12 protein-coding genes and 1 pseudogene are annotated in these 16,411 nt (G+C 73.2%); 4 read left to right on the top strand and 9 right to left on the bottom strand.

What is annotated here, in order from left to right; translation table 11 throughout:
* Positions 1-83 precede the first annotated feature (83 nt).
* From ACQ9ZG_RS11120 to ACQ9ZG_RS11100, 5 genes are all read right to left on the bottom strand, one after another.
* Positions 84-4,112: an AMP-binding protein gene (locus tag ACQ9ZG_RS11120; protein WP_499280397.1), complete on the bottom strand. Its 4,029-nt coding sequence runs from the start codon at positions 4,110-4,112 to the stop codon at positions 84-86.
* Between the two features lie 376 nt (positions 4,113-4,488).
* On the bottom strand, positions 4,489-5,151 hold the full coding sequence (locus ACQ9ZG_RS11115) for an HAD family hydrolase (RefSeq protein ID WP_018488640.1): 663 nt from the start codon (positions 5,149-5,151) through the stop codon (positions 4,489-4,491).
* Entirely contained in the window at positions 5,148-6,332 is a 1,185-nt protein-coding gene (locus ACQ9ZG_RS11110; RefSeq protein WP_499280395.1) for a DMT family transporter, read from the bottom strand. The genes ACQ9ZG_RS11115 and ACQ9ZG_RS11110 overlap by 4 nt, the downstream gene beginning before the upstream one ends.
* Positions 6,329-6,973 (bottom strand): uracil phosphoribosyltransferase, encoded by a 645-nt coding sequence (gene upp / locus ACQ9ZG_RS11105; RefSeq protein ID WP_028418392.1) that lies wholly within the window; start codon positions 6,971-6,973, stop codon positions 6,329-6,331. The genes ACQ9ZG_RS11110 and upp overlap by 4 nt, the downstream gene beginning before the upstream one ends.
* 809 nt (positions 6,974-7,782) lie before the next feature.
* Positions 7,783-8,100 (bottom strand): hypothetical protein, encoded by a 318-nt coding sequence (locus ACQ9ZG_RS11100; RefSeq protein ID WP_028418393.1) that lies wholly within the window; start codon positions 8,098-8,100, stop codon positions 7,783-7,785.
* A 158-nt stretch (positions 8,101-8,258) separates the two neighbouring features.
* On the opposite strand from ACQ9ZG_RS11100, the gene ACQ9ZG_RS11095 reads away from it, so the two are divergent.
* A complete protein-coding gene (locus ACQ9ZG_RS11095; RefSeq protein WP_109916647.1) occupies positions 8,259-8,822 on the top strand; it encodes a hypothetical protein in 564 nt (187 codons plus the stop codon).
* Between the two features lie 174 nt (positions 8,823-8,996).
* Here ACQ9ZG_RS11095 and ACQ9ZG_RS11090 read toward each other — a convergent pair whose 3' ends face one another.
* From ACQ9ZG_RS11090 to ACQ9ZG_RS11075, 4 genes and pseudogenes are all read right to left on the bottom strand, one after another.
* On the bottom strand, positions 8,997-9,521 hold the full coding sequence (locus ACQ9ZG_RS11090) for a P-loop nucleotide/nucleoside kinase family protein (protein WP_109916648.1): 525 nt from the start codon (positions 9,519-9,521) through the stop codon (positions 8,997-8,999).
* A 53-nt stretch (positions 9,522-9,574) separates the two neighbouring features.
* Positions 9,575-9,872, bottom strand: a pseudogene (locus tag ACQ9ZG_RS11085) (IS5/IS1182 family transposase); the annotation flags it as partial.
* A 131-nt stretch (positions 9,873-10,003) separates the two neighbouring features.
* Positions 10,004-10,792: a MerR family transcriptional regulator gene (locus ACQ9ZG_RS11080; RefSeq protein WP_109916649.1), complete on the bottom strand. Its 789-nt coding sequence runs from the start codon at positions 10,790-10,792 to the stop codon at positions 10,004-10,006.
* A 233-nt stretch (positions 10,793-11,025) separates the two neighbouring features.
* Entirely contained in the window at positions 11,026-11,949 is a 924-nt protein-coding gene (locus ACQ9ZG_RS11075) for an endonuclease/exonuclease/phosphatase family protein (RefSeq protein ID WP_181398321.1), read from the bottom strand.
* Positions 11,950-12,756: 807 nt separating this feature from the next.
* On the opposite strand from ACQ9ZG_RS11075, the gene ACQ9ZG_RS11070 reads away from it, so the two are divergent.
* The 3 genes from ACQ9ZG_RS11070 to ACQ9ZG_RS11060 all read left to right on the top strand — a co-directional run bounded on the left by ACQ9ZG_RS11070 (position 12,757) and on the right by ACQ9ZG_RS11060 (position 16,342).
* On the top strand, positions 12,757-13,443 hold the full coding sequence (locus ACQ9ZG_RS11070; RefSeq protein ID WP_109917640.1) for a response regulator transcription factor: 687 nt from the start codon (positions 12,757-12,759) through the stop codon (positions 13,441-13,443).
* Positions 13,444-13,590: 147 nt separating this feature from the next.
* Positions 13,591-14,790: a non-hydrolyzing UDP-N-acetylglucosamine 2-epimerase gene (gene wecB, locus ACQ9ZG_RS11065; protein WP_258312500.1), complete on the top strand. Its 1,200-nt coding sequence runs from the start codon at positions 13,591-13,593 to the stop codon at positions 14,788-14,790.
* A 205-nt stretch (positions 14,791-14,995) separates the two neighbouring features.
* The gene (locus tag ACQ9ZG_RS11060) at positions 14,996-16,342 is read left to right on the top strand and encodes an XrtP-associated glycosyltransferase (RefSeq protein ID WP_109915744.1); all 1,347 of its coding nucleotides are present in this window, start codon (positions 14,996-14,998) and stop codon (positions 16,340-16,342) included.
* Positions 16,343-16,411: the final 69 nt, after the last annotated feature.

The raw sequence follows: 16,411 nt of genomic DNA, 5'->3' as shown, positions 1-16,411 counted from the left end.
GTGTCCTTCGGTGGTGGTGTGCGGGACGGTTCGTACGGGGTCCGTGCCAAGTGGGACGGGACCGTACGGGGCTGTGGCGAGGGTTACGGGAAGAGGTCCAGGGCGCGGATCCCGGCGAGCAGCTCCGCCACCCCGTGTTCCTTCAGCACCTCGTAGTGGTCGCCGGTGAGGGGGACGATCCGGGGCGGCTCGGCGGAGTAGCCGGAGCTGTCCTCCAGGAACGAGTAGTCGTCGCCCCGCGCTTTGAAGACCGTCACCGGCGCCTCGACCCGGCGCTCCCGCAGTTCGCGGAAGGTGTAGTCGAACTCGTACGTGGCGGAGACGACTTGGGTGATGCGGCGGATCGTCCCCTCGCTCAGCGCGGGCATCGTGCGGTGCACGAACGCGACGAAGGAGTCCTCGTCGGTGGTCTCGCGCAGACAGGCCTCCACGGCGGGCCCGTGGGTGGTCCCGGCGAAGACGGAGTGGAGGATGGTGACGTAGACCGGGTTGGTGAACGACGCCTCCCGGCCCCACCGCCGCCCGTCCTCCGTACGGACACGGGGGTTGCCGGGGCAGATCAGCAGCAGGTTCTCCACCTTCTCGCCCGCCCGCTCCAGCTGCCAGGCGGCCTCGAAGGCGACCCGTGCGCCGAAGGAGTAACCCCAGAGCGTGTAGGGGCCGTTGGGCTGGATCCGGCGGATCTCGGCGATGTCCGCCTCCGCCATGAGCCGGATGGTGGCGTGGGGCGTCTCGCCCTCGTTGATGCCGTACGCCTGCACGCCCGCCACCGAGCGTTCCCCGTCGAAGCCCAGCGCGAGGGCGCGCAGGTTCATCGGGTAGCCGCCTAGGCCGGGCCAGGCGAAGACCTGGGCGGGCGCCCTGTCGGAGTTGAGCCGCACCAGCCGGGAGGCGGCGGGCGCGGCGGCGCGGTCGTCGACACGGGCCGCCAGCCCGGCCAGGGTCGGGGTCTCGAAGAGGGTCTGGAGCGGCAGCCGGGTCCCGAAGCGCCGGTTGATCCGGTTCACCAGGGCCACGGAGTGCAGGGAGTTGCCGCCGGAGGAGAAGAACTCGTCCTGGGTGGAGACCTCTTCGTACCCCAGCAGCCGTCCCCACTCGGCGGCCAGCCACCGTTCGGTCGGCGTCTCCGGCTCGACGTGCGCGGCGGTGTTCCCGCTGTTGACCACCTCCGGCAGCAGCGCGGTGGCCTTGAGGTCGGTCTTGCCGTTGGCGGTGACCGGCAGCCGGTCCACCACGACGACCCGCGAGGGGACCATGTAGTCGGGGAGGAACTGCGCGGCGTCGTCCCGGATCATCTCCGCCGGGCCCTTGGTGTGCACGGCGTCCTCGTTCATGCCCTCGTGCTCGGTCTGGGCCGCGGAGACCGGCCCGCCGACGGCGAAGTACGAGGCCGGGGCGGCCGGGGCCGAGGCGCGCCGCAGCAGGTCGTCCAGGCGCTGGGAGGCCGGGAGCGGATGGCCGGTGCGCGAGGAGTAGCCGGAGGACATCAGGCCGGTGCCCGGCACGCGCTGGAGGTGGTGCAGCAGGGTCCCGAGCACCATGTACCGCCGCCAGGCGTCCTCCGTACGCGCGACGGCGCTGATCCCGAAGGAGGCCCGGTCGTACACGCCCTGGTTGATGGCGATGACGTGGCGCCGCTCCACCACCTCGTCGCCGAGCCGCACCAGCGCGCCGTCCTCGTGGCGGTAGAGCCCGCCCGGCAGCCCGTCGACCCGGTCGCCGTGCGCCTGGACGTACAGCTCGGTCTCCGCCGGGCGCGGGCGCCCGTCGTACCGGACCACCGCGAAGGTGCCCAGGTAGTGGTCCTCCTCCGCCACGTCGAGCCGCGCCTTCGCCTCGGGGGTGAAGCCGTCGGGCCGGACCGTGAGGCCGAGGCCGGGCAGCACCTCCTCCAGCACGCCGAGCATGTGCCCGGCCTCGAACTCCAGCACCTCGACGATGTTGTTCTTGTAGACCGGCTCGATGGCCCGCCGCTTGCCCAGGAAGTGGACCTTCAGCCCGGGTTCGCCGCCCGGGGCGGGGTGGTCCCCGACGCGGACGAGGGTGTGGTCGGCGGGGTGGTGGTAGTAGACGCCCGACAGCCCGGCCACCCCGTCGGCCTCCAGGTAGAGCTGGGTGGCGTAGAGGGCGCCGGGGGAGGCGTAGGCGTACTTGGGCAGCAGCCGTTCGGGGCTGCGGTGCGGGCCCAACCAGCGGAGTAGCGAACCGAGTTCGGGGGCGGTCAGCTCGCCGGGGCCGCGCGGGGGAGCGGCCGGGGGCCGCGGCGGGGCGAGGAGGGCCCGGAGCCCGTCGAGGGTCGCGCGCCCGCCCTCGTAGAACCGGTACGACTTGCGGGCGAAGGCGGCCCGCCGCTGCTCGGGCGTCGCCCCGGCGCCGGCGAGGGGGACCACCGGGCGGACGGCGAGTTCGGCGGGCTCGCGCAGACCGGGGTCCGCCAACTGGGCCTTCACCTGGAGCTTGGAGGACTTCGACTGGTGGTGCGCGGCGTCGGAGCGGCCCTGGTCCATCACCGCCGCCGTGTGCTCGTTGAGTTCGACGGCGGCGACGAGGACCTGGGAGCCGGTACGGGGGTTGTCGGTCACCACCGCGGCGGCCTTGCGCACCCAGGTGTGCTCCTCGACCCGCGAGGCGACCTCCTCCAACTCGACCCGGTAGCCCCGCAGTTTGACCTGGTTGTCGGTGCGGCCCTCGTACTGGATCGTGCCGTCCGCGTTCCACCGGGCGAGGTCGCCCGTACGGTACAGCCGCTCGGCCCCGACGTACGGCGAGACGGTGAACCGCTCCCGGGTCACCTCGGGGCGCCCCAGGTAGCCGCGGGCCAACTGGACCCCGGAGATGAACAGTTCACCGCTCCGGCCAGCCTCCACGGGGCGGAGGTCCTCGTCCAGGATGTGGCAGGTGACGTCGTCGGCCGGCCGGCCGACGGGGAGGATGTGGAGGCTCGCGTCGTCGAGGGAGGCCGGGTCGACGGCCAGGGAGGTCGCGTTGATGGTGGCCTCGGTCGGGCCGTAGAGGTTGATCAGCGAGACGTCGGGCAGGGCGCGGAGCAGCTCCTGCGCGAGGGTCCGGGTGAGCGCCTCACCGCCGGAGAAGATCCTGTTCAGGCTGGTGCAGGTGGCGAGTTCACCGCTGTCGACGAGGGCCCGCAGCAGGGTGGGTACGCCCTGGAGGGAGGTGACGCCGTGCGCGCGGATCGTGTCGATGATCGCCTGCGGGTCGCGGAAGGATCCCGGCGGGCCCATCACCACCCGGGCCCCCGCCGCGCAGGCGAGCACCTCCCACTGCGCCGCGTCGAAGCTGACCGGGGTCTTCTGCAGGACGGAGACCTCGGGGCCGAGGTAGCCGCTGCGCTCCAGCCACCGCAACTGCGCGACGACGCTGCGGTGTTCGATCATCACGCCCTTGGGGCTGCCGGTGCTGCCGGAGGTGTGGATGACGTAGGCGAGATGGTCCGCGCGCGGCTCGGGAAGAGGGTGGGCGAGCCTTCCGGCGCTTCCGGTGCTTACAGCGCTTCCCGTACTTCCGGTGCTCCCCGTGCTCCCAGTGCTCCCCGTGCTCCCAGTGCTTCCCGTGCTCCCAGCGCTTCCGGTGCTTTCGGTGTTCCTGGTGCCTCCGGGCTCTTCCGGGGTGGCGGGGCTTCCGGCGCTCGGGGCCGTGGCGTCGTCGACGGTGACCACCGTGGTCCCCTCGGGGACCAGGCCGGTCAGCCGGGCGCGTAAGTGCGGCTGGGTGACGACCACGCCGACGCCCGCGTCGGAGGCCATGTAACGCAGCCGCGAATCGGGGTAGTCGGGCGAGAGCGGCAGATAGGCGGCGCCCGCGGCGAGGATGCCCCACACGCCCGTCACCAGGTCGGCGGAGGGCTCCACGAAGAGCCCGACACAGCTGTCGGGCGCGACGCCCGCGCCGACCAGATGGGACCCCAACAGGTCGGCCGAGGACTGGAGTTCACCGAAGGTGAGGCGGCTATCCGCCGCTATGACGGCGATCTCGTCGCGCCGCTCGCGGGCTTGGTGGCGGAGCAGGTCCGGCAGGGTCCGCAGGGCGGTGCGCTGCTGAGGCACGCCGGGCGCCGGCTGTCGTCTGGCTGGTATCGAGGTGCTGGTGCTCATCTCTGAAATCCCCCGTGGGAGTGTGATCTGCGGTGGGTCCGGCCGTGCCGGGCAGGGTGCGCCGGTGCCGGCTGGGGCTGATCGTGCGAGGTGAACTCATGGGCCGGGGTGCCCTGCCGCGCCCTGTCACCGGCGTGCGGAGGCAGGGCGGGCAGGCCCGGCCGCCCGTCCGGCGGCAGCAGGGCATGGCCCGTCGGCCGGGCGGCCGGGGCATGGCCGGTCGGAGGAGCGGGGCGACCGTCCGCCCGGCCCGCGGGCGAGCGGGAGGAGGCCGGACGCGCGGGGTGCCGCGCTCGGGGCCCGCGCGGTGGTGCGGCGCGGGGGGCTCGGGTGCGCGCCGGTCGGCGCGCGGGGGGTTCGGCGGGTGGCCGGGCGGCTACCCGGCGCGGAGGATCTGCGCGACGGCCGCGGGGAAGTCCGCCACCGTCCAGGTGGGTTTCACCGCGGCCAGTTGGGCGGCCGAGTGGATGCCGTAGGTGACGGCCACACTCCGCATCCCGGCGTTGTGGGCCATGGAGATGTCGTGCGTGGTGTCGCCGACCATGACGGCCCGTCCGGCGGGATGGCCCAGCTCGGCGGCGATCAGCAGCCCCGTCTCCGGGGCGGGTTTGGGCTCCGTGACGGCGTCCGCGCCGACGACCATGGCGAAGTGGTCCCGGATGCCCGCCGAGGTGAGCAGCACCTCGGCGCTGGCGGTGTGCTTGCTGGTGGCGATGGCGAGGACGAGGCCCGCCGCGCGCAGCTCGGCCAGCCCGTCGGCCACTCCGGGATAGAGCAGGGACTTGGCCTTGGGCACGATCTGCTCGCGGTAGAGCCGCTGGTAGCACGGCACGGCCGCCTCGACCGTGGCGGCGTCCGCCGAGGCCCCGATGAGCTGCGCGAACGCCTTCTCCAGGGGCAGCCCGATGGTGGCCCGGATCTCCTCGGGGAAGACGGCCGGGACGCCCAGGGCGGCGAGGGTGGCGGTGAAGTTCTCGACGATGGCGTTCGGGGTGTCGACGAGGGTGCCGTCGAGGTCGAACAGGACCGGCCGCGTCACGACTGCTCCCCTTCCGTGGTCTGCCGGGGCGAATGGGCGGCCGGTCGGGTGCCGGCCTCGGTGGTGGGTGGCGCGGGGTGGACGGGCCCGGCCTCCGGAGGCGGTACGGGGTGGGCGGGCGCGGTGGCGGGGGGACTGCCGGCGGGACTGCCGGGTGCCGGTGCGGCTGCAGCCGCACCGGCAACTGTGGGAGTCCCGGCAGCTGTGGGCGTTCCGGCCGCGACCGGGGCGCCGGGGCGTACGCCGGTGCTCCCCGCAGGCGTTCCGGCCGCCTCGGTGCTCCCCGGCGGGGTCCCGGCCGTTCCTTGGGCCACCCGGGCCTCGCGCGCGGTCGACCGCTGGGCGAGCAGGACGGCGGTCACGACGGCGACGGCCCCGGCGCCCTGGACGAGGGTCAGCCCCTCGCGCAGGAAGAGGAACCCGAGGATGGTGGCGGCGAGCGGGCTGGCGAAGCCGAGGAGCGACACGGTGAGCGCGGGCAGCCGCTCGATGCCGCGGAACCAGACGGCGTACGCGAGCAGCGCGCCGACCAGGCTGAGGTAGGCGAACCCGGCGAGGTTGGTCCAGGTCACCCGGTCGGGAAGGCCCTCGCCCAGCAGGGTCACCGGGGCGATCAGCAGCCCGCCCGCGGCGAGCTGCCACCCGGTGAAGGTGAGCAGCCCGACCCCCGGGGGCCGGCCCCAGTGCTTGGTCAGGACGATGCCCGACGCCATGCACACCGCACCGCCGAGCCCGGCGACCACGCCGACCGTGTCGAGCCCGGCCTCGGGCCCGAGCACCAGCATGCCGACACCGGCCGTGCCGAGCACACAGGCCCAGACCTGCCAGCCGCGGATCGCCGTACGCAGCAGCAGCGCGGAGAGCAGCAGGACGAAGACCGGCTGGACGGAGCCGACGAGCGCGGCGACCCCGCCGGGCAGGTGGTAGGCGGCGACGAAGAGGAGGTAGAAGAAGACCCCGATGTTCAGGGCCCCCAGCACCAGGATCCGCCACCACCAGTGCCCCTGCGGAAGCCGCCGCCCCGCCAGCGTGAGGATCAGCCCGCCCGGCAGCGCGCGTACGGCGGCGGCGAGGAGCGGGCGGTCCGGCGGCAGGAGCTGGGTGGTCACCAGATAGGTGCTGCCCCAGACGACGGGGGCGAGGACGGTGAGCGCGGAGTCGAGCCCGACACGCTGCTTCATGAGGCGGCCGCCGGGACCGTACCGAAGAACCTGTCCCCGAAATCACCGATGCCGGGGACCATGAACGCGTTCTCGTTCATTCCGTCCTCCACGGCGGAGGTCACGATCTTCACGTCCGGTGCGGCGAGACCGAAGCGCTCCAGCCCGGTGGGGGAGGCCAGGAAGTTGATCAGGACGACGTTCTCGTCCGGAACTCCGGCCTCGCGCAGCACGTCGAGTGCGGCGAGTGCGGAGCCTCCGGTGGCCAGCATGGGCTCCATCAGCAGGACATGGCCCGTGTGTATGTCACCGGGAAGGTGTTTGTAGAACAGCTCGGGCTGCTTCGTCCGTTTGTCCCGCTGAATCAGGATCTTTCCGATCCGGATTCCCGGGACCATCTCGCGGAGTTCCGCCTCCATGCTCTCCCCGGCGCGGACCACCGAGACCCCGCAGACGCGACCGGGTAATTCCAGCCCGTGGTAGGTCTCGCCCACCGGCGTGGTGACCTCGCGCTTCTCGAACGGGAGCAGATCGAGCCCGGCCTCCAGCAGCAGCCGGATGATGCGCCGGGAGTAGATCTCGAAGTCCCTCCCCGACGCGTTCTTGTCCCGTACGGCGGTGTGCAGCGCGCGTAACAGGCTCGTCTGCGGCAGCAGTAACACATTTCGGGCAGGCATCCCGGACGACTCCCAATTGCAGATGGAACGGCGAGCAGGTGCGCCGCAATACCACACTCGGGGCTCGATGCCATCTCCCCCCAAGTCACTTCTGACGGAACGGAGTCGAGCTTTTCCGACTCCGAACGGTCCGGACACTAGGTGGCCGATAAGTGCCTGTCAATCGCGGGCAGGACGAGCTGTCAGGTGTGTTTCGGGGATCCGCATTCCCTGAATGGGCCTGTGACCAGGCACGTCCGGATCTTCTCCGGCGGTGGACCGATGTGCGGTGACGGTGTGGCCCGTCGGCCGATTTCTCCGCAGGTGGACGGTAGATGAACATTCGCCTGGCGCATATTGAGAGGTTCGACATTTCCGTATGCGTCAAGCCTTTTCGACCGTACGTGGAATGAACGCGGGCGGTGCGGGGCGGAGGTGCGGAGGGCGTACGTACCCGGGGCCGACGTGCGGAGGCGGGGCGCGGGGTCCGGACGTATGGAGGCCGGGTGCGGGTCCGGACGTGCGGAGGCCGGGCGCGGGGGCACGAGACCCGGCCGCACCCGGCCGCACCCGGCCACGGGCATACGGTCTACGGGCCCACCGCCGACCGCCGGCTCACCGCCCACCGCCCACCGCCCACCGCGCACCGCCTTCAGGCCCGCGGCCCCATCGGCGTACGGAACACGGGCGTTCCGGCACCGGCGTACGGAACATCGACGTACGCAACACCGGCGTACGGAACATCGACGTACGCAACACCGGCGTACGGAACATCGACGTACGGCGCTTGGCGATGCGGCCGGCCGGCCGGTCGGCTACCGCCCGGCTCGGCGGGTGACGGCCCAGGAGGCGGCGGCCACACCGCCCGCGACGGCGAAGACGGCGGGCCAGGCGCCGACCTTCTTGGCGAGCGGGTGCGACCCGGCGAAGGCGGCGACGTACGCGACGGTCAGGGCGGTCGCCGCACGCGGCCCGGCCTGCCGGTTCCACTCGTACGCGGCGAGGGACCCGGCGGCGGCGAGCGCGACCCCGCCGAGCGGACGCTTCTCGGTCCACCGGGCGACGCCGTACCCTCCGACGAGCCCGCTCGCCGCCACCGCCGCTGCCGGAACCTTCGCCATCGCCGCCACCATCGCTTTCGGGTACATGTACGGATACGTGTCTCCGGCCGAGGCTAGCCGCAGCCCGCCGGGCGCGTACGGCGGGGAGGGGCGGCGTAGGCGAACCGGGGTGACGCCGATCCGGGCAGGGCGACGGGGTATGGTCTGGACCTATCGGACGAGGGGGCCTCATGCTGGTACGGACGACTGCCCGCGACGGCATACGCAGATCGGCCGCCGCCGCAAGGGGACTGCGCGCGACGGCAGTTGCGCTGCTGGCAGCCGCCGCACTGGCGTCCTGCACCCAGGGCGGCCCGCAGGACGCCGCCCCCGCGACGGCCGCACCGTCGGCAGCCCCGGCGGACAGCACCGACAACACCGACCAGGCCGAACCGGCGGCGTCCGAGGCCACGGAAGAGCCCGCACTCTCCGCCGAACCGGCCCCCGAGGCCGTACGCGACGCCTTCGCCACCCTCCAGGCGACCCTGGGCGACACCTGCACCCCGGGCGCCGGAGACTGCGCCTACTTCCTCGGCCGGGTCACCCGGGAACTGACGGAACTGGACGAGGCGATGCGCGCCGACCCCAAGGGCCCGGGCCACTTCAAGCAGCCACTGGCCGATATGAAGGCCCTGTTCACGAAGTTGGGCACCGACCGTTCGACCCCGCACCTGGAGAAGCACTTCTCCGCGATCGTCGGCACCCGCGACGGCATCAACACCTGGATGCAGGACCACCCGGACGACTACCGCTGAGCCTGCGACGGCCGAGGCGTGGCCGGTCCGGTCCCCGTCGGACCCGCCAGAGCCGGACGCCAGGGCGTAACCGGGACGCTGATGCGGGCGTCAGGATCAGGGCCTGTCCGGCGGATCATTTCGGGCTGGTGCGGGGCGTGGCTGGTACGGCTGAGTCGTCGTGGGCCGCAGCGGTCACGCGAACGACGGCCACCGGTCGGCGGCCCACTCCCGCCAGTCGATCCAGCCGAGCGGCGGGCCGGCGACCCTGCTGCTCTCCAGCTCCGCCGCGTCGGGCTCCTCGAAATGCGCCCGCCCGTGCAGGACGTCGGCCTCGGACATCGGCAGTGTCTCTTCGGGGGTGGTCGCCCAGCGGTGGGCGATACGGGCGCGCTGGGTCTCCTCGTCCACCGGCAGGTAGACCATGCGGAAGCACACCCCCTCGGCCTCCACGAGCCAGCGGATCGCGGACCGTTCGTCCCGTGACCAGCAGCCGAAGTCCACGACGACGTCGGTGCCGAGCCTGACCGCCTCCAGGGCGAGCCAGAGCATGCGCCCCTCCAGCACGTCGCGCTTCCCGTCGGCCTCCGCCTCGCCGAACAGGGGAATCATCCAGTCGTCGGGCGTCAGACGCAGCGCGCCGTGCTCCGCGGCGAGCTGCCGGGCCCGCGTGGTCTTCCCGGCCCCTGGCAGGCCGACCATCAGGAACAACGTGGTCACCCCCAGATCGTGGCAGGGACGCCGATCAGGCGGCCACCGCTTTATCCGCCCGCTCATGACCTGAGCCACAGGCGGAGGGAGGCCACGGTGACAGTGCCGTGGAAGACGTAGGCGCGCTCGTCGTAGCGCGTAGCCACGGGCGCGGAAGTGCTTGAGCCGGCTGATCGTGCGCTCGACCTCGTTGCGGCGCTTGTATCTCTCCTCCTCAAAGCTCGCCGGACGGTCTCCTCGACTTCCTCGGCGCCTTCGGTTGGCCCGCTGGTCCTTCGGTTCCTGGATGGTGTGTTTGATCTGGAGTCTGAGCAGGCAGCGGCGATTACGGCGGGAGCTGTATGCTTTATCGCCGCCCAACTAGCCGGAAGCCGGAAGGGGCGGCGAGCGAGGGTCTGCAGCCCCTCGTCCCACCTCGCCTCCGCTTCGGCTCGCCTCGCGTCACTCCACCCGGGCCTCGGAGCAGCGCAGTGCGGCGCGGCCGGCTCGGTTCAGCTCAGCAGGGTGTCGGCGTAGACGACCATCGCGTCCCGCTGGTACACGGCCAGCCCTTCCGCGATCCGGTCGAAGTTCTCCCGGAACCGTGGGTCGTCGACGTAGGTCTGGCCCAGCCCCTTGTACGCCGCCGCGTCCGGGGTCCAGAACCGGCGGATGCTCGCGTAGTGGATGTCCAGCTCGGCCTGCACGGCCGGGTGGTCCACCGGCTTGCCCGCGGCCATGAACTCCGCGAAGCGGATCATCTGGGCCGTCGTCTCGCGCTGCCACCCCTCCGTCTCCTCGTCGGTCATCGCCGCCCTCGCCCCGCGGGACTCCTCCCACGCCGCGGGCCACCGCTCACGTACCTCGGCGTCGAGGGCCGCCCCGGTCTCGGCCAGAGCCTCCTGCGAGCCCTCGAACCCCGCGAACAGGTTCTCCGGCCTGTTGATCTTCACCATGGCGTCGTTCTTCCTGCCTTCCTCCAGTGCGGCGATGGTCCGCCCGACCGTCCGGGCGAGCGTCTCCAGCCGGTCCCGCTCCCCGAGGAGCCGCCGTCGGTGCTCGCGCAGGACGGCGACCCGGTCGGCCTGGCTGTCCAGCACGGCCCGGATCTCGCGCAGCCCGAGGCCCAGCTCACGCATCAGCAGGATCTGCTGCAGCCGCAGCAGCTCCGCCTCCCCGTACAGGCGGTGCCCGTTTCCCGCGATCCCCGCGGGCGGCAGCAGCCCGATCCGGTCGTAGTGGCGCAGCGTCCGCGAGGTCACTCCGGACATGCGGCACACGTCCGCGATCGACCAGGACATGCGTGGTGCCTCCCATCGCCGGGCCGGTCTCTCCGGCCCTGGGAACGACCGTATGAGTTGACGCAGCGGCAACCGCAAGCCCGAACGGTGGGGGCGAGGCGAACGGGCGCGTACGGACTCCCGCCGACGTTCCATCGCGGTGGTGGTGGCGGTGGCGGCGGGGCGGAGGGGGTCGCTTCACGCGGGGCCGAACGGCCTGAGGGCGGGGCGTAAGGGGGAGGCGGCGAAGGGCTCTAGCGGCCCGTGGCATCCAGGGTGACGCGGGCGGCCACGGGCAGGTGGTCGCTGCCCGTGGCGGGGAGCGTACGGATGTGGTCGACGGTGGCGGAACGGGCCAGGACCTGGTCGATCCGGGCCACCGGAAAGGCGGTGGGGAAGCTGAAGGCGAACCCGCGCTCCGCGACGTTCAACTGCGAGGTCACCGGGGCCAGTCCGCGATCCTCGACGGTGCTGTTGAGATCGCCCATGAGGATCACGGTGCGCACCTTCTCGCCCCGGACGAGGGCCCCCAGCGCCCGGGCGCTCTCGTCCCGCCGGGCCGAGGCGAGACCACCCGCCCCGATCCGCACGGAGGGCAGATGGGCGACATACGCCGCGACCTCCCCGTACGGCGTCCGCACCACGGCCCGCAGCCCGCGGCTCCACCCCTCCTCGATGCCCTGCGGCCTGATGTCCGCCAACTGGGCTTCACTGATCGGGTACTTGGACCACAGTCCGACGGTGCCGTGGACGGTGTGGTGCGGATACCGCACCCCGAGGACGTCCGCGTACGTCGACAGCGCGGGCACCACCAGCTCCTCCAGCGCGATGAGATCGGCCCCGGACGAGGCGAGCGCGCGGGCGGTCCCTTCCGGATCCGGGTTCTCGTCGCTGACGTTGTGCTGGACGACCAGCAACTCCCTTCCACCGGGAGCGGATTCGGGTGCGGGCAGCAGCAGTCCGCCGAACCCGTGCACCCAGACGGCCACCGGGAGGAGCAGCGCCACCAGCGCCACCCCGGACCGCCGCACCAGGGCGACGACGAGCAGCAGGACGACGAACAGCCCCGTCCACGGGAGGAAGGATTCGACCAGACTGCCCAGTCGGCCGGGGGAGTTGGGCACGGTGTGGTGGAAGGCCGACACTCCGGCCGCGACGACCGCGAGCGTGGCGATCACGGTGCCGCGCCGGGTCGCCGGGGCGTAGCGGACCGGTCCCGGCCTCGACAACGTAGCTGTCCTCCCGCTCGTGGAAGGGCAGCATCGCATGCCGCCGCAGGCGGAGGTGCGCCGGGAGTGCCTGTCGCGCCGAGGGGTGCGGCAGGCACTCCCGGCGTACCTCCGCGCCAGCGGGCGGTAGCGGGGCGTAGTGCCCGCTCGCGTGCGGTGACCGCCAGGACCACAGGCCCGCGGAGCCGTCGGCCGGCAGGTGCGCCGAGGACTGGTACATGACCAAGGCGGCGCGGGTCCGGGACCCCAGAGGCCGTCCGTGGCGCCGGGGCCGACCTTGTACGCGCACGTCAGGGGGGCACGGGATCTTCTCGGGGCCGGGCCGGGCCGCGCCGGGCCGCGCCGGGCCGCGCCGGGCCGCGCCGGGCCGCGCCGGGCCGCGCCGGGCCGCGCCGGGCCGCGCCGCGCCGGGCCGGGCCGGGCCGGACCGAGCCGCGCAGGGCCGAGCCGCGCAGGGCCGGGCCCGGGCGGGGCCGAGCCGAGCCGGACCGAGCCGCGCCGCGCCGCGCCGCGCCGCGCCAGACCGGACCGCGCCAGACCGGACCGCGCCAGACCGGACCGCGCCGAGCCGGACCGATCTGAACCGAGCCGCGCCGCTCCGGGCGTGGTCGGCCCGGCACAGGACCGGAGGCGCAGCTGCCGGACGCCGCTGCGGCCGACGGATGCTGCTGGTTGACTGGGGAGGAGGCAGGCGGGCCACGGGCCGTGTAGGACCGGGACGCCCCCTCCGAGAACGGCCGAGCGTGGCGGTGCGTGATGCCCAAGCTTCTGATCGTGGAGGACGACCCCGCTTCCGTACTGGCGCTGCGGGAACTCCTCACGCGCGGCGGGTACCGGGTGGTGACGGCCGCCGACGGCCGCGACGCGCTGCGGCTGATGTTCGCGGAACGCCCCGACCTGATGCTGCTGGACCTTCTGGTCCCCGAGCTGGACGGCTGGCGGGTCCTGACCCGCGCCCGTGACCTGAGCGATCTGCCGGTCCTGGTCGTCTCCGGCCTGGACGACGTCGGCCACCGGGTGAAGGCCCTGCGCGCGGGGGCCGACGACTATCTGGTGAAGCCCTTCCACCCGGAGGAACTGCTGGCGCGCGTCGAGGCGCTGCTGCGCCGGGCCGGGCACCGGAAGTGGGCCGGTGAGCGGGTCGGGGAGCATCTGCGGCTGGTACCCGAGCGGCGGGCGGCGGTCTGGTACGGGGGTGAGGCGCGGCTCAGCGAGATCGAGTACCGGCTGCTCCAGCTCCTCGTACGCAATCGCGGCAGGGTCGTCACGGCACAGCAGCTCCTCACCCGGGTGTGGGGGGACGAGACGGCCATCGGCGGCGACCGCGTCAAGTTCGGGGTCCTGCGGCTGCGCCGGAAGCTGCGCGAGGCGGCCGGGCCGGACGCGCCGGACCCGATCGAGGCCGTACGGGGCGCGGGGTACCGTTTCGCCACCGGAGAATGAATCGGATGAAAACGGACCAAGGTCCCGCCGGGGAGGGCCGGAGTACCCGGGAAGGACGTCCCGAAGCGGGCTGAACCGAGCGGGAGCAACCGTCGGGCAACCGGGACGCAACGGATCCGGCAACCGTGTTCCATGAAGCTCAGCTACATGAACGCTCAACCGGACAGCCGTGTCGCCGTCGTCCTCGGAACCCGCCCCGAGCTGGTCAAGCTCGCCGAACCCATCCGGCTGCTCGGCCCCGCCGCCCGGGTCATCCACACCGGCCAGCACTACGACGACACGCTCTCCGGCAACTTCCTGGACGAGCTGGGGCTGCCCGAGCCCGAGTACCTGACCGGCGTCGGCGGACAGCCCCGGGCTGTCCAGGTGGCCGCCGCCCTGGCTGCCCTGGACGAACGGTTCGCGGCCGAGCGGCCGCGCGCCGTGATCGTCCAGGGGGACACCAACGCGGCCCTCTCCGGCGCGCTCGCCGCGAACGCCCGCTCGATCCCGCTCATCCACGTCGAGGCGGGGCTGCGCAGCCACGACCGCGCGATGCCCGAGGAGCACAACCGGGTGGTCATCGACCGGCTCGCGGACGTCCTGTGCGCGGCGACCCCGGAGAACCGGGCGCTGCTCCTCGCCGAGGGCGTCCCGGACCACCGGATCGAGGTCACCGGCAACACGGTGGTGGAGGCGGTGCACGAGCACCTGCCCCCGCAGGCCGAGCGGACCCGCCTCCTCGACGGCCTGGGCCTGACCCCGGACGCGTACGTCCTGGCCACCGTCCACCGCCCGGAGAACACCGACGACTCCGCCGTCCTGGCCACCGTCCTGCGCGAGCTGGCCGCGCTCGCCCGCACCCTCCCCGTGGTCCTCCCCCTCCACCCGCGCACCCGCGCCCGGATCGAGGCCGCCGGTCTGGGCCCGCTCCTGGACGGGATGACGGTGCTCGCCCCGACGGGCTACGGCACGTTCCTCGCCCTGGCCCGCCACGCCGCGCTCCTGGTCTCGGACTCCGGCGGCATCCAGGAGGAGACCACCGTCCTCGGCCGCCCCCTGGTGGTGGTCCGCCGCTCCACCGAGCGCCCCGAGGCGTTCGCCGACTTCGCCGACCTGGTGGAGCCGGGCCCCGCCATCGGCACCGCCGCCCGCAACCGCCTCGCCGAGGGCGCCCAGGGCCTGCGCCGCCTGGGAACCCTGCCCAGCCCGTACGGCGACGGCACCGCCTCCCGCCGCATCGTGGACCTGATCACCCGCCTGCCGGCGCCGCCGCCCGCTCCCGTACCTGCCTCCTCCCCGCCCTCTGCCTCTCCTTCTCCTGCCCCGGCCCCGGGCGCCGCTCAGGACCTGACGACGGCGGCTTGAGGGCGAGGAGACGTACGGGGAGCACCCTCAGGGAGCACCCCCGGGCGGGACCGCGCAAGCGCGCCGCCCCAACCTCCCCACCCCTCCGGCTTTCACCCAGCACCACCGGCCCGCCCGAGCACCCCCCCACCCCCCCTCCACACCCACACTCCCCCCACCCACACCCTCGCCCTCATCCCCACCCCTGCCTGCCCTGGAGTCCCAGTTGGCCCCCCACCTCTTCCTCTACGTCTTCCCCTTCCTCCTGCTCGGCGGCTTCCTCGTCTACTGGGCGGGCTCCCGGCACGCGTACGCCAGGCGTCGGCCCGCCGAGCGGGGGGACGCCGCGGCCTGGGACTGGCACTTCTTCGTGCCGTGCCGGGACGAGGAGGCCGTCATCGCCACCACGGTCGACCGGTTGCGGGACGACTTCCCGGCCTCGTACGTCTGGGTCATCGACGACGCGAGCGATGACCGTACGGGGGAGATCGTCGCGGCCCTCGCGGCGGAGGACGCCCGGATCAGACTGGTCACGCGGCGACGCCCCGAGGCCCGGATCGGGAAGGGCGCGGCGCTGAACGCCGCCTATGAGGCGCTCGACGCGGAGCTGGGGGAGGACGCGGACCGGTCCAGGGCCGTCGTCTGCGTGGTGGACGCCGACGGCAGGCTGTCGCCGGACGCCCTGGCGTATGTGAGCGGCCCGGACGGCTTCGGTGATCCCGAGACGGGCGGCGTACAGATCGGCGTACGGATGCGGAACGTGGACGACGAGCGCCCGCGACCCGACCGCGGCCGGGTCGTCAACGCGTATGCGCGGCTGCTGATCCGCATGCAGGACGCGGAGTTCGCCGTGTCGAACACGGGGATGCAGCTGCTGCGGTGCCGGACCGGTTCGGTCGGCCTCGGCGGCAACGGCCAGTTCACCCGCCTCTCCGCGCTCGACCGGATCGCCGCCGCCGAGCGCCGCCCCTGGAAGCAGGACGCGCTCCTGGAGGACTACGAGCTCGGCCTGCACATGCGCCTGGCCGGCTACCGGGTCACGCACATCGCCGACACCTGGGTCACGCAGGAGGCGCTGCCCTACACCCGGCGCTTCCTGACCCAGCGCACCCGCTGGGCCCAGGGCAACATCCAGTGCGTGCGGTACGCGACCCGCATCATCGGCTCCCGCCACTACCGGGCCCGGGGCGTCCTGGAGTCGCTGTACACCTTCGTCCAGCCGCTCGCCCACCTCACGGTCCTCGTCCTGACCGTGGTGCTCCTCTCCATCCTCGCCACAGGCCTCGCCGCCGGCACCGTCCTGTTCGCCGCCTGGCCCCTCGCCCTGGCACTCGGCACCCTGTCGATCGTGCCGTTCCTGCTCTGGGGCCCGGTCTACCGAAGGGAGTTCGCCCCGAACCACTCACGCGCCGCCGGGGTGCTGTGGGGCATCACCCTCTGGCTGTACGCCTACCACCTCTTCATCGTCTCCGCCCGAGGCTCCGTACGCCTCGCCCGCGGCCGAACGGGCTGGGCCAAGACCCGCCGCAACGCGGAGACGGCCGTGGTGGGGCCTACTGCTACGGAGAGTTGAGTGGATGCGGGCTGATGTAGACGACCCTTCTTGCTGCTTGCCGGGGAGATCCGGGTACGGACACCTGGC

It is taken from the genome of Streptomyces araujoniae (genome assembly GCF_050871195.1).
GTDB lineage: Bacteria > Actinomycetota > Actinomycetes > Streptomycetales > Streptomycetaceae > Streptomyces > Streptomyces bacillaris.
This window is presented reverse-complemented; position numbering and strand designations above follow the sequence as displayed.